Here is a 12,995-nt window from a genome sequence, read left to right as displayed (position 1 = left end):
GACCGACAGCCGTGACATTCCCGGTCCTGCTCGACGACATGCCACCGCCACTGCTTGGCGCGTACCCAAAGGCCACCGTCATCGCAGAGAAACTCGAAGCCATTGTCGACCTCGGACGAGTCAACTCTCGGCTGAAGGACTACTTCGACCTGTGGATCCTGCTCTCGAACCTGGACACCGACGTCAGTGACGTGGCTTCCGCGATCGCAGCGACATTCACTCGACGGAACACGTCAATTCCCCCGACCACGCCGTCGGGACTGAGTCGAGAATTCGCCGAGGATCCAAGAGTCATCGCGCAGTGGCGCGCATTCATCACACGCAATCAACTCTCAGCACCCGACATAGCAGAAACCATCAGCCAACTACGCGAAGTGGTCATGCCGCTGTTCGCTAAGGCGCGCGATGGTCAGTTCTAACTTGCGCTCTGGTGTGGTGGGCGTAGTCAGATTGAATTTGGACGCCGCGAAAGTGTGCGGGGTGGGTGCAGGCTTGCGCCCCCGGGGGGAGTGCAGAAGGGGGTGCAGAAATGGTCTGTCGTGAGGGCAACTTGCAGGGCACGCAACCCAGAGATCGTGCATCGCCAGTTTCTCCCCGCTACTATTTGAAGATTCAACTAAATGAATCTTCTGCACGACCGAGGGTCCCTGAGAGATCAGGGCCCTTCGTCGTTCCGGAGGTCCGCGCTGCGATGCTGGCGTAGAGCAACGATGAAGGCTCACATGTAGTCAACGGTGTGAGCGGGCGTGGCAATTCGCAAGTCGAGCCAGAACCCGCCTGCCCCGCAATGGGCGTCAACCGGTTCGGCAGCGAGGTCCTCGCTTCAACTTCGCCTTAGCGGTCCACGTGCGTAGCTATGGCCTGTGCGGTCCGGCATCAAGATCGGTCGAGTCAGCTCACCTGGTAGCACGAAGACTTCGTCGATAGTCGCGGCACGTGCCGCGCTCGGCCAAGTGTGCGATGTGTCGCAGCGCCAAGCAAACGCAAGTGCTGGTAGAACTGGCACAAGGCCAAACTAGCCGGCGCTACGGTGGTGATCTTGAAGCCGTTAGATCATCGTGGGCCCCACGGCTATCGGATGTGGGCGCCGAATGAGCCCATGCGTGTGAACTGGCTCGCGAACCAGTTCGTAATTATCGCGGTGTGATATTCAGCGTGCGAACTGCGACTCAGACGGAACGAATTCGAAGCCCGTACCGAGCTGCCATTGTGGGTGGCGCAGAAGTCGCGAAGATTCGTTTGGACCTGCAGGTGGCATCCACATCCAAGGTGCGTCGCACGATTGAAGCCGGTCCTGAACCGATGCCACATCGGGCACCTCAAGCCGCAGGCTAAATGGCCCTTCGCCCCACTCCTCCAGAAATCCGCCTTCGATTGATTCCCGCGCAGGATGGACAAGTTCTATGACCGCGCTCTTGGGATTCGCAAATGCGAATCGGACTCGCCGAGTTCCATCCTTGGAAATGTGGTCGCTCTGTGGGCGCCATTCAAATATTGATTCGAGCGTGGAAATCCGCAAATCTAGATTTCTCATGAGCAGAGTCCGCGCCGCGATCCGGATCCCAGCTCCTGTAACTGATCCGGCCTCATCAGGCTGAATTGCAGTGGAGGGCGGCCGGACAGCCTCATATGGGATCACCTCGAGGCGCAAGCCCGCGTCGGCTGCAGGTTCATATGAGTCCTCCATGCCTTCGGTGAACCCAACCCAGATTCTGGCAATTGCCAGATTGTCATCTGGCGGGTCGTAGCGGAATTTCACGCCCGCTTCCTGCAGGCGCTGGGCGAGGCCGTCGATGTTTCGAGAGGCGACAACGGTGGCGTGATTCCGCGCCGGTCTGATGCCCTGAGCTGCAGCGATTTCCGGCAAGAAGGCGTATCCAGATGGGCGTTCGTTCCGTGCAGGTGCGTGGAATGGGACTCCGAGAATATTCAGAAAGGTCGGCGCCTCTTGTCTGGAGAGGTTCACTCTGGCATAGGTCCACTTGGCTCCCAGTGGAGGACAAGAAACTATCCAACTCTCTTTCTGCTCTGGCAGTCCCCACTCCCTGTGACACATGTCCATTGCAACGTCGTGGTCGGGAGCGACGGTGTCGCCACTCGCAAGAAGTTCGAACGCCGAAGCTTGTGTCATGGATGTCCCTGTGGCCAGTTGGCACGCCACGCATCGGGGCGTGGGCGCGGGTTCCTATCTCGAGCCTGCAAGCCAATTCCTGAAAGTGCCAATCGTACGAACTCATCGAGCAATGCTCGCCAAAGTCCACGATTTGCGCACGTAAGAACGACCACGCTCATGACACTTGAGATTACATGGGATTCACCTCTTGGGTGGGACTCTGCGCGGCTCGCGAAAGTGCGGGGGCGGGTGCAGGCTTGCACCCCAGGGAGTGCAGAAGGGGTGCAGAAATGGTCATTTGTGAGAGCACTTGCTGGGCATGCAACCCGGTGATCGTGCATCCTCAGTTTCTCCCCCGCTACGTAATTCAAGGCACAAGGCCTCCCGACCGGGGGCCTTGTCCTATTAGGTACCGGTTTCCTGACCCCTCGCGGAGGGGGTTATCGGCGGTTATTTGCGTTTATGGACGGCGCTGGCGCTTGCACTTTTGCCCGTGAGTTGGCGGCGACTTCCGTGATCCTGTGGCTGTGTCGACCATCTGGCGATGGTCCCAATTGATCAACGGTGTTGCCTTTCCGGTACCTCGCATCCATCCCAAGCTGGCAGATCAAGATGTCAACCCCAACAACAGCGGAAGCATCAACATTTGTGAGTAAATGACGAGAACCCGACAGGCACCTTGCCGGTGGTAATTTGTGCGCCCGCGACCTAGGGGAGACATCGCATGAGCTTCTGGCCCGTTCACACTCGAAGTCGAATGGTTGTGACACTCGCTGGACTCGCACTTGCAGTGGGCTCGACCTTGACCGTCTCGGTCAATCCCACATTGGCCATGACGCCAGCAAGTGCCACAACCACAAGGGCAGGTTGTCTCCCTAGCGCTCCGGGATTGGCCGTCAAGATCGGCTGGGCCCAGATCAATGCCCAGTACTACGCGATGCAACCCCACATTCAGGTAGCCAACTGCCACGGTCTCATCAAATCGGTGCGCATCATCATGAAGTCTCTGCGCGCAAACGGCACCGACATAGTTGAACGAGATTCCACGCTGCGCACCACCCACGCCGCCCAGTTCGGCGATGCGGCGATGGAGATCCACCTTACAAAATTCTTGAGAGTAGCCTTACTTGCAGATCCCGTGCCGCCATTGACGGCCAAGGTAGTCGTTGGCCTGGCGATGGATGATGTCGCGCCACCAGCGCTTGGCCTCATGGATTGCACGCAGATGTCCGATGCCACCAAGGTTGATACGAGCGCCTACTCCTTCACCGTCCGTGTTCAACCGCTGGACGGCAACCACAAAGTAATTCGTAGCGTCCGAATTGCATCTGTAGGGCCCTTCGCCTGTGGAGCTGCAGCAGGAACCGTTTAGAACTACTTAACACCGGGCCGTGATCGCCAAATAGAACCGTCCGGGAAAGCGGGCTGATCTCGAAAGACGCATTGCATTTGGCGTTCTTCCTACTGATCGTATGTTTCGGCGGCTCAAGGTTCTTCTTCGTGCCGCCAGAGGTTCCAGTTGCGCCGAGGCTTGCCGACGAATGTGGGGCCGCTGGCCTTCACACGTTGCAAGAGCTGACGGGAGACTCCTTGATAACCAATGTTCCTGCAGTTGGCGGAGCCTATGACTCAAGCAGCGACATGCACCAGGATCCTGTCGTCAACTTCGGCACTCCTGGCTGAACTCGATCCACGACTAAATCTCAGAGGCCCTTCGACGGCACCTCAAAGTCCTCAGGCGAGCAGTGGTGCATTAGCTACGCCATGTTGCGCTCGTGACTTCCGATCTGCCAAGGGTTTATGGACAATGGGCATGTTGGCGGTCGTTGCTTCGATCGTGTGGTGTGTGTGCTCAGTCAGCCTTGTCAGCCTTGGCGATGGTTGCGTGCCGCATGGAGCGAGTCTGATTTGCGCGCGTATGAGCGATACTGCGTAACGATTGCGTAACTATTACATGTGATTTGGATCGCATAGGCGGCATTCGGGGCCAGTCTGCGGACTTGGTGTACTCGTAGCGCAGCGCGCGCCACGACTATCAGTTGGGAGAATCCATGAAGACTATGAGCACGAAGAAGGGCCGAACGGCTGTAATGGCCGGAGGCCTTGGCGCGGCCGTGGTGCTGTCTCTTGTCGGCACCGCAGCAAACGCCGCCCCCACGCCCGCACCCACAAAGCAAAGCAACGCCGCGTGCCCGGCGGCGGACGGCGTTACGCCGGCCAGCATCACCATCGGAGACTTCATCCCGAAGACCGGGCCGGCGGCGGCGACGTTCATCGACGCTGACAAGGCCGTGGCGCTGCGCCTCGCGCAGGAGAACGCCAAGGGCGGCGTGTACGGCCGCAAGATCAACGTGATCGTGTACGACGACCAGGCGAACGGGCAGACTCAGACGACCATGGCCACCAAGGCGCTGCAGTCTGACCATGTCTTCGGGGTGATTATGACCACGGCCACCGACTCGGCCATGCCCACGTTCAAGGCGAACAACGTGCCGGTGACGGGCTTCAACGCACTGGCGATGGCTACCGACCGCAACGCCTTCTCCGCAACCGGCGTGCCGTCGACGCAGTACGTGAACACGGCCACGATGGAGAAGCTGAAGTCCCTCGGCGTCACCAGTGCCGCGATCGTCTCGCACAACTCCCCGAGCGCGGCCAACTCGGCCAAACTCCAGAACATTGCCGCCGGAGCCGCTGGCGTCAAGCAGGGCCTGCTCATCCTCGACGAGACGCAGGGCACGCACGACGCGACCTCGACCGCGCTGCGCATCAAGAACTCCGGCGCAGACGGCGCATACCTCACGATGTTCACCGACGGTGTGGTGTCGATCGTGCAGGCGCTCAAGCAGCAGGGCGTGAACCTCAAGGGCATCAACGGCGCTGGCATCGCCGACCCCGCGGTCATCGCCAAGTCCGGTGGGGCACTTGAGGGTGTCAACGCCCAACTCGCGGTTGTGCCGATCGGTGTGCCCGGGCACCCGGCGGTGCGCACCTACGCCAATGGCATGAAGGCGGCCGGCGCCAACCCGTACGCTTCGATCGCGCCGGTCGGGTTCGCAGGGGCCGACCTCATGATCAAGGGGCTGAAGCTGGCCGGGCCGTGCCCGACCCGGGAGAAGTTCATCAGCGCCCTGCGCAACGTCTCGAAGTATGACGCCGGCGGCCTGCTGCCTGCGCCGATCTCCTTCAAGCCGGGCCTGCTGCCTAATGGCACGCCGACGAAGTGCGCATGGTTCGTAACTGTGCAAAACGGCCAGCCGGTGCCCGACAAGGCCGCGACCTGCGGCAAGATCGTCGAAATCGCCACAGGCCAGGTGGTCGGCTGACCGATCGGCTGTGATGCGGGGCGGCGGCCATCGGCCGCCGCCCCGCATCGTCTCCCGGCGCAGACCGGGCTAGAGCTGAGTCCGGTCGCCTTCGAGGGCTTCGAGTGTCGGACCTGGTGTCCAGTCGACACGCCTTTCTTGCGCACATGAGGCCGCTCTCGAAAGGCCACCGGTGAGCTATCGAGAATCGGCGATGAAGCGCCCGCGTCTGCTGTGGGCACTGATGCGTCAGCACTCCGAATCAGTCATGGCGTGGCCAGCGGCGATCCACCGCGGCGTCCTGGTCGGACTTCTTGTAGCCCTCGGCGCGGGGTTCGGCGATTTGCCCTATGGCGCTGCAGCTGGCTTTGGTGCTCTCAGTGTTGGCCTCGTCCCGCCAGGGATCAGCCGCTCATTGCTGGTACGAATTTGCCTGGGCGTCGCAGTCTTGTCTGCTTCTGCGGGCTTCGCGGTCCAACTCGTCGCAGGTACTTGGTGGTTACTGCTGTTACTCCCGCTACTCGGCTATGTCTACGGAACTGTGGGTGGCAATGGGCTTTTGGCGTTCAACCTGACTCTTGGCCCACTGGCCACTGCGGTCGGTCTGAGCGGAATCGCGCCGATGACATTGTCACACGTCACGGTCTCGGCGCTCGCGATTCTGGCGGGGGGTCTGATCGCGACTTCGGCAGCGGTGATGACCTGGCCCCGCGAACGAATCACCGAGGTTCGCCGAGCGGTCACTGCGAGTCTGTGTTCGCTGCTTGAGTTGGTGCGCAGCGAACAGGCGTCCCCCGGGCTGCACCTTCATGGCATCGACATTGCGGCGCGAGCCATGGCTCTGGTCGATTCGGCGGGCCTGCCCCAAGATCGACGGCAGTACTTTTCGGATGTACTGGATCAGATCTACGAGACGCGAGTTGTCGTGTCCTCGTGGCTCATGAACGCGCAACCTGATCCGCTCCATCGAGGCGCTGTGGTCGTTCGGTTGGAAGCAATCACTCGATCATTCCAACACCCAGCCGAGCCCCCGCAGCAGGACACGGGCGTCGTGCCGCCTGAATTGACGGCGGCTCTTGGAGATCTCGATGCCGCCGTCACCTCCTCCCTTTCGCCAGCCTCGAAAACACGAGCTGTGCGGGTTGGCAGCGATGAGCCAACTCTGCGGAGTTGGTTCACACATTTGCCGTCGTCACTGGCAATTGGAGCGCCCGGCGCGCGTCAGGGACTTAGGATCGCGCTCGCTTTGGCGGTCGCGACAGCAATCTCGCTGTGGTTCGGCATCCCTCACGGTTACTGGATCGCGATGTCCGCGCTCATGGTGATGAAATCCGACTTTGCGAGCACACTGTCGCAGGGCCTCCTACGCGTTGCGGGTACCGTCGTCGCAGTGGTCGCTGTATCTGCGGTCTTCGCGATGATCGGTGATGTCGGCTGGGTCTACGCAGTCCTCATCATGATTGCTGCCCCTCTGGTGATGCGCTGGATGACTGTGAATTACTTCTGGGCGTCCATCGCGATGGCGACGACGATGCTGTTGCTATCTGAAGCGCAGACCCCGTCTCTTGGGCCACCGGAGGCACGACTCTTGGCCACCTTGCTGGGTTGCGGTATTGCACTGATCGTCTTCCTGGTGCTGCCGAACTGGCGCGGTAGCGAATTGGTCGCCGTACTGACCGGCGCTATCCGAGCCCAGTTCGATTGGACAACGGAGGTACTGGCGGCACTCGCGGACCCGTCACCGTTGGACAAAGTCCGTCTCAGGGAGCTCGATTTGTTCGCCCGGCGCGCTCTTTCGACAGCGGTGCCAGTCACTACGGCCGCGCTGATCGAGCCACACAGGACCAAGTGCGATCCGTTGGTCGGGACAGACCTCGTCACAACCATCGGCTGGGCGGGACTGGCCACGATGGCACTGCAACGCGTGTTGCAGGATGGCGCGGGACTGCAGCGGGACTGGTTTCGGTCGGACGAATTCAGTGCTGTCCGGGGCCAAGTCCAGGACTGCTTCAACACTGCGCTGACCAATTTGGATGCCGACGGTGAAGGCGCAGTCCTACGGGAGACCAGGACAACCGAACAAAAACTAACGATGCCGGTCTATGTTGCCAGACTCCTTGATGCCTCGTCGCAGTTGAGCATTGACTCTCAACGTCTCATTCGATCGGATTCGGGGCGCACCTACTGGTGTGGATCGTAGACAGACCCAAGGCTCTTGGAGGTACTGGTAGTGAGGATTCTTCCACCAGTTGTCTGAGAGCCGTTCGATGTTGGCGGGTGCAGCCAGAAGGCTGGGTCGTTGGGGGACGTGACGACCTCCGCCATGGCACCGGGGTTGCCGTTCGCGTCCTTACCGCCGATGAAGTCGTGTCCGAGGGAGCGGTTCATCAAGCCGAAATGTTGGAAGCAGTGATCAGAGCGCTCTCGCGACCCATCTTCATCATGTGGCCGGTGACGCCCATGAGGTTCATCACGAAGCTCTGGTTTGGTCCGCACCGACAGCCCAGGGGCGACGTTGGGGTCTGCTGCATGAGTTGGGGACAAAGGGACTGCCCCCGCTTGGTTGCCTCGCTGACCTGCATGCGCGGATTCGATCATCGCTTGATGGGGTGCGTCTTGCCGGGCACGTAATTTCCTGTCACTATCAGTGACATGGAATTGGGCGGGCCGCGAGGTTACAGGATGGAATCGAGAGCACAGACGGCGCTGGAGACCGGCGAACGGATTCTCGATGCCGCAACGGAGCTCTTCTGGGAGGGTCCGTCCGATCAGTTATCGATGGATGAGGTTGCTCGCCGGGCTGGTATATCCGTGCGGACAGTGATCCGCAGGTTCGGTGGCAAGCAGGGTCTACTGGCGGCGGCCGCAGATCGTGAGATACAGCGCGAGCGCCATGAGCGTGGACGAGCCCCGGTGGGGGATGTCGTAACTGCGGTTGAGGTGTTGGTCGATCACTATGAGGCATCTGGGGACCAAGTGTTGAAGATGCTCGCCGAGGAGCAGCGGCTTCCTGCACTGCGCAGCATCGTCGACATGGGCCGCGAGCTGCACCGAGATTGGTGCGCACGCGTGTTCGCGCAGGGGTTGACGGGACTGACGGGCGTTGAGCGCCAGCGCCGGTTGGCGCAGTTGGTGGCGGTCTGCGACGTCTACATGTGGAAATTGCTGCGTCGCGACGCTGGCCTCAGCCGCCGTCAAACCGAACTCGCGCTCGTAGAACTGATCAATCCACTCGTGGAGGGGCATTCATGATTCGTGTTATGGCTTACACCTCACCCGCTCGCGGGCACCTGTTCCCACTGACCCCAATCCTGGACGAGTTACGTCGACGCGGACACGACATCAGCGTTCGAACTCTGGCCTCCCAGGTGCCTCTCATGCACAGCCGCGGTTTCGCGGCCGCCCCGATCAGTGCGCACGTGGAGGCCGTTGAGTTGGAGGACTGGCGTGCGGGAGGTTCACAAAAGGCATTGGCGGCGGCGGTACGCGCCTTCTGCGCCCGAGCGGAGTTCGATGCGGACGATCTTCGCCAAGCCATTCGCGACGAGCAGCCTGATGCTGTTCTGGTCGACATAAACGCCTGGGGCGCACTGGCCGCTGCCGAGCAGTGGGGCGGCCCGTGGGCTGCCTTCTGCCCCTATCCGCTGGCGCTGCGCTCGGATCAGGTGCCACCGTTCGGTCCCGGACTGCCACCCGCTGAGGGACTTCTGGGCCGGACTCGCGACCGGCTGCTGCGACCTGTGGTCCTGGGCGCGATTGAGAGGCAGATGGTCCCGTCGATGAACGGCGTGCGCCAAGCATTGGGACTGCCTCCGCTCAGACATGCTGACGATCTGTTCCACCGGCCCCCGTTGTTGGTCTACCTGACATCGGAGCCGTTCGAGTACCACCGCGTCGACTGGCCAGACAACATCGTCATGGTCGGGCCGTGCGACTGGGAACCCCCGAGCGAGCCGCCGTCCTGGCTCGCTGAGATCGAACAGCCTCTCGTCCTGGTCACCACGTCCTCGGAGTTCCAGGATGACGGGCGGCTGGTCAAAGTCGCGCTTGAGGCCCTCGCCGACCTACCTGTGCATGTGGTCGCGACCATTCCCTCGGGCGATCCCGCGGATTACGCGGTCCCAGCCAACGCCCATGTTGAGCGCTTCCTGGCACATGGCCCGCTGCTGGACAGGGCGGTCTGCGCGGTAACCCACGGAGGCATGGGTGCCACCCAGAAGGCTCTCGCACGCGGAGTGCCCGTCTGCGCCGTTCCCTTTGGTCGTGACCAACTCGAAGTCGCACGACGCATCGAGGTCGCCGCCGCGGGAACGCGACTCACTGCACGCCGCCTGACCGCTGCGCGACTGCGCGCAAAGGTCATGCAAGCCATGACCATGACCCAGGGCGCCGCCCGAGTTGCCGCAGGATTCAAGGCTGCAGGTGGTCCGTCGGCTGCTGCAAATGCCATCGAGGCCCGACTATTCAATCCGCCGCCATCCGCCGATTCGCAGGCGGAGACGCGTAACGCCTCCTAGCAAGACTCTGGTGATGCACGTTCGGAACTTCGTGGCTGTGCCTCGGGAGTTCAGTGATGAGTTGGGCGCTGCTGCATCCTCGTCTATCAACAGTGTTTGGTCTCCTGCCCCGCAATTACCTCGACTCCGCAGGTGACATCACTCAGATGCTTGAGGCTCTTACCCGTACTTAACGTGCGCTTGGTTCGAATCGTCGACAGCGTTACCTACGTTCGTGAGTACCAACGGGGCAAAAGGAAGGACCAAGCGCATGAACCGCAAGAATCTCGCCGTTACAGGAGCAATCGCAGCCGGGGCAATGATCGCGGTCGCGATGATTCCGATCGTCAGCTTCGCCTCAACTCGCTCGAGCGACCCTCAGGGGCAGGAATCGAACAGTGCTCAATTCGACGTCGAGCACACGTCCGCGCCCACACCAGCGCCCTCAAGAACCCCGACGACTGGGACAGATACGTCGCGTGAGGAATCAGGCGAGAACGAACCCTCAGGTGAGGACGACCAATCTGACGCGATCGAGACTGACGAAGGCCAGTCCGGCGATCATGTCGGCGGCTCGAATGATCACGTGGATCACGAGGATCAAGGAACTGACGCATCAGATTCAAACGACGACTAGCGGCCAGAGGCAAGGGCAAACCCATTTCTCTGCCGTTTCTGCACCACGGCATGCACATCAAATGGCACTTCAACCACCAGCCAGCCAGCACACGCTCGATCCTCTAGGCAATGACTTCGCGAATGACAACGGTTGATTCGCAGCCAGTATGCGTCGGCACCTGACTCCGTTGTGTTCGTTGTGCGGTCCGCTTGCATTGTGCATGTCAACGAGCGGCAGATGCGATTCTTTTGATGCACACAGGACGTACTGGTAGGGCGGCTTGTTGATTACAACATTCAGAACGTTCCAGAAAGTTGAAGCGAGTTGATCGCAATGCTCAAGTTCATGTGTGGCATGTCATCGTGTTCGGCATGCAGCATGTATCCCGGCTGCAAGCGACCCCTGTTTGGGGGACGCACATCGGCATCAACGTCAGAGAATCCGAAGTTGAGCAGAACGCTGAAATCAACGTGGCGCTCGCCGCGAACGTCGCTCGCCTTGAATCGCAGTCCTTGCCCAGGATCAGGACGGCTTCAACTCGTCTCTCGAGTCCCGGCTGACCAAGTTCAAGGACGCAGTCCAAGTCGCATGACATCCTTGAAAGTGTGCAGGTGGGTGCTTATCCCGTTTCATGGTGCAAGTGCGGCGTATGTTTCTCAGAACATTCTCAAGATGCTGAGAGTCCCGACTCCACCTCGTTTTCGAGCAGAATCCACTGGGCCCGGTTCTATGCCTCGCTCGGGAAGTCTCCAGCGGTCGCTCGCAAGGTGCGCAGGAGACCGTAGAGATGTTCCATCTCCGCCTCGTCGAGTCCAGTGACTCCGAACGACAGAGCAATCAGGCTCTTCGTGGCTCGCTGAGTGACTTTCTTGCCCTTGGGAGTCAGGGCCGCAAGGACTCTTCGTCGATCGACATTGTCCGGCACGCGGCGCACGAGCCCTTGGACTTCGAGACGGTCGATGGCGTTGGTGACGGAAGTTGGATGGACCATCAGACGCTCGCCGATCTTGTTCAGTGGAAGGAAGCCGCTGCGACTAAAGGTGAGCAGCACGAGCACCTCATATCGGGCAAACGTAATCCCGTGGGGCTTCAGCGCGTTGTCGAGCGCACCGAGTAGGAGTTGTTGCACACGCATGATGGATGTGACCACCATCATCGCGGAGGGCTCCCCGAAATGCTCCTGCCAATGTTCGCCAGCACGGTCGATTGGATCGAATGGCAAGTGCGGAACAGTCACGTTCCGAGGCTAACAGGAGCATCGAGGCGTTGAATGGTGCTCACGCAGGGGTCCAGCCCTTGAGGAGATGACGTGCCATCACTATGCGTTGGATCTGATTGGTGCCTTCGTAGATCTGCGTGATCTTCGCATCCCGCATCATGCGCTCGGCTGGATAATCCTGAACATACCCCGATCCGCCGAGGAGTTGAACGGCATCAGTGGTCACCTTCATTGCGACATCGGAGGCGAAGCACTTGGCGGCAGCCCCGAAGAAGGACAGGTCCTGATCCCCGCGTTCGGATTTTGCAGCCGCGACGTATACGAGTTGCCGAGCGGCCTCCAACTGCATCGCCATGTCGGCGAGCATGAACTGCACTCCCTGGAATTCGGCGAGATGCTTGCCGAACTGCTGGCGTTGTTTGACGTAGTCAAGTGCCAGATCAAGAGCCCCCTGGGCGATCCCGACCGCCTGGGCGCCGATCGTGACGCGGGTGTGGTCGAGCGTGCCCAAGGCGATCTTGAGCCCTTCGCCACGACGACCGACAATACGATTGCCGGGCAGCCGGACCTTGTTGAAGAAGAGCTCTCGCGTGGGGGAGCCCTTGATGCCCATCTTTCGCTCCTTGCCACCGAACGTGAAGCCTTCGTCGGTCTTCTCCACGACGAAGGCGGACACGGTGCCCCCGCGTTTTGCATCGGGGTCGGTGACAGCGAAGACCGTGTAGTACTCGGCCTCACCGGCATTGGTGATCCACGATTTCTGACCGTTGAGAATCCAGTCGTCGCCGTCAGGAGTGGCACTGCAGGTCATCGATGCGATGTCCGATCCCGCCTCCCTCTCGGACAGTCCGTACGCGAACATGGCTTCACCGCTTGCGATGGGCGGCAGATACCTGGCCTTCACGTCATCGCTGGCTGCAAGGATCAGGGGCAGCGTTCCGAGCTTGTTGACGGCGGGAATGAGTGAGGTGGATGCGCAGGCGCGAGCGACCTCCTCGATGACAATGCACGTGGCGAGCGCATCAGCGCCAACGCCGCCATATTGCTCGGGGATGTGTGGGGCGTGAAAGTCAGATGCGCGAAGCGCGTCGTAGGACGCCTGCGGGAAGGTGCTGGTCTCATCGGCTTCCTCAGCATGCGGTGCGATTTGAGACGCAGCGAGGTCGCGAATCGCCGCCCTGATCATCTGGTGATCCTCCGAGAGTTGGCCGAATGCGAATTCGGCATTGCCTGTCATCTGTGC

General features: G+C 60.8%; 12 protein-coding genes. 8 read left to right on the top strand and 4 right to left on the bottom strand.

Annotation, left to right across the window (positions count from 1 at the left end; all coding sequences use genetic code 11):
* Positions 1 to 419, top strand: a 419-nt coding sequence (locus tag Q7L55_09000) for a nucleotidyl transferase AbiEii/AbiGii toxin family protein (protein MDO8732689.1), incomplete at its 5' end; no start/stop codon positions are given.
* Between the two features lie 731 nt (positions 420 to 1,150).
* On the opposite strand, the gene Q7L55_08995 is transcribed toward Q7L55_09000, so the two are convergent.
* Positions 1,151 to 2,131, bottom strand: coding sequence for a hypothetical protein (locus tag Q7L55_08995; protein ID MDO8732688.1), 981 nt, complete (start codon positions 2,129 to 2,131; stop codon positions 1,151 to 1,153).
* Between the two features lie 706 nt (positions 2,132 to 2,837).
* On the opposite strand from Q7L55_08995, the gene Q7L55_08990 reads away from it, so the two are divergent.
* From Q7L55_08990 to Q7L55_08980, 3 genes are all read left to right on the top strand, one after another.
* On the top strand, positions 2,838 to 3,485 hold the full coding sequence (locus Q7L55_08990; GenBank protein ID MDO8732687.1) for a hypothetical protein: 648 nt from the start codon (positions 2,838 to 2,840) through the stop codon (positions 3,483 to 3,485).
* Positions 3,486 to 4,164: 679 nt separating this feature from the next.
* Positions 4,165 to 5,439, top strand: coding sequence for an ABC transporter substrate-binding protein (locus Q7L55_08985; GenBank protein MDO8732686.1), 1,275 nt, complete (start codon positions 4,165 to 4,167; stop codon positions 5,437 to 5,439).
* A gap of 193 nt (positions 5,440 to 5,632) precedes the next feature.
* Positions 5,633 to 7,618 carry an FUSC family protein gene (locus Q7L55_08980; protein ID MDO8732685.1) on the top strand — a complete coding sequence of 662 codons (1,986 nt, stop codon included), beginning with the start codon at positions 5,633 to 5,635 and terminating at the stop codon, positions 7,616 to 7,618.
* A 187-nt stretch (positions 7,619 to 7,805) separates the two neighbouring features.
* Here the strand turns inward: Q7L55_08980 and Q7L55_08975 are convergent, their stop codons facing one another.
* Positions 7,806 to 8,000 carry a hypothetical protein gene (locus Q7L55_08975; GenBank protein ID MDO8732684.1) on the bottom strand — a complete coding sequence of 65 codons (195 nt, stop codon included), beginning with the start codon at positions 7,998 to 8,000 and terminating at the stop codon, positions 7,806 to 7,808.
* A 100-nt stretch (positions 8,001 to 8,100) separates the two neighbouring features.
* Here Q7L55_08975 and Q7L55_08970 point away from each other — a divergent pair, with 100 nt between their 5' ends.
* The 4 genes from Q7L55_08970 to Q7L55_08955 all read left to right on the top strand — a co-directional run bounded on the left by Q7L55_08970 (position 8,101) and on the right by Q7L55_08955 (position 11,093).
* Positions 8,101 to 8,670: a helix-turn-helix domain-containing protein gene (locus tag Q7L55_08970; GenBank protein ID MDO8732683.1), complete on the top strand. Its 570-nt coding sequence runs from the start codon at positions 8,101 to 8,103 to the stop codon at positions 8,668 to 8,670.
* Positions 8,667 to 9,935 carry a glycosyltransferase gene (locus Q7L55_08965; GenBank protein MDO8732682.1) on the top strand — a complete coding sequence of 423 codons (1,269 nt, stop codon included), beginning with the start codon at positions 8,667 to 8,669 and terminating at the stop codon, positions 9,933 to 9,935. The genes Q7L55_08970 and Q7L55_08965 overlap by 4 nt, the downstream gene beginning before the upstream one ends.
* Positions 9,936 to 10,185: 250 nt before the next feature.
* On the top strand, positions 10,186 to 10,551 hold the full coding sequence (locus tag Q7L55_08960; GenBank protein MDO8732681.1) for a hypothetical protein: 366 nt from the start codon (positions 10,186 to 10,188) through the stop codon (positions 10,549 to 10,551).
* A 296-nt stretch (positions 10,552 to 10,847) separates the two neighbouring features.
* Positions 10,848 to 11,093 carry a hypothetical protein gene (locus Q7L55_08955; protein MDO8732680.1) on the top strand — a complete coding sequence of 82 codons (246 nt, stop codon included), beginning with the start codon at positions 10,848 to 10,850 and terminating at the stop codon, positions 11,091 to 11,093.
* Positions 11,094 to 11,260: 167 nt separating this feature from the next.
* On the opposite strand, the gene Q7L55_08950 is transcribed toward Q7L55_08955, so the two are convergent.
* A complete protein-coding gene (locus tag Q7L55_08950) occupies positions 11,261 to 11,770 on the bottom strand; it encodes a MarR family transcriptional regulator (protein MDO8732679.1) in 510 nt (169 codons plus the stop codon).
* Positions 11,771 to 11,810: 40 nt separating this feature from the next.
* Positions 11,811 to 12,989 carry an acyl-CoA dehydrogenase family protein gene (locus Q7L55_08945; protein MDO8732678.1) on the bottom strand — a complete coding sequence of 393 codons (1,179 nt, stop codon included), beginning with the start codon at positions 12,987 to 12,989 and terminating at the stop codon, positions 11,811 to 11,813.
* Between the last annotated feature and the right edge of the window lie 6 nt (positions 12,990 to 12,995).

This window comes from Actinomycetota bacterium, assembly GCA_030650795.1.
Classification (GTDB): Bacteria; Actinomycetota; Actinomycetes; order S36-B12; family S36-B12; genus UBA11398.
The sequence above is the reverse complement of the archived record's forward strand: the minus strand, read 5'-3'. Positions and strand labels throughout refer to the sequence as shown.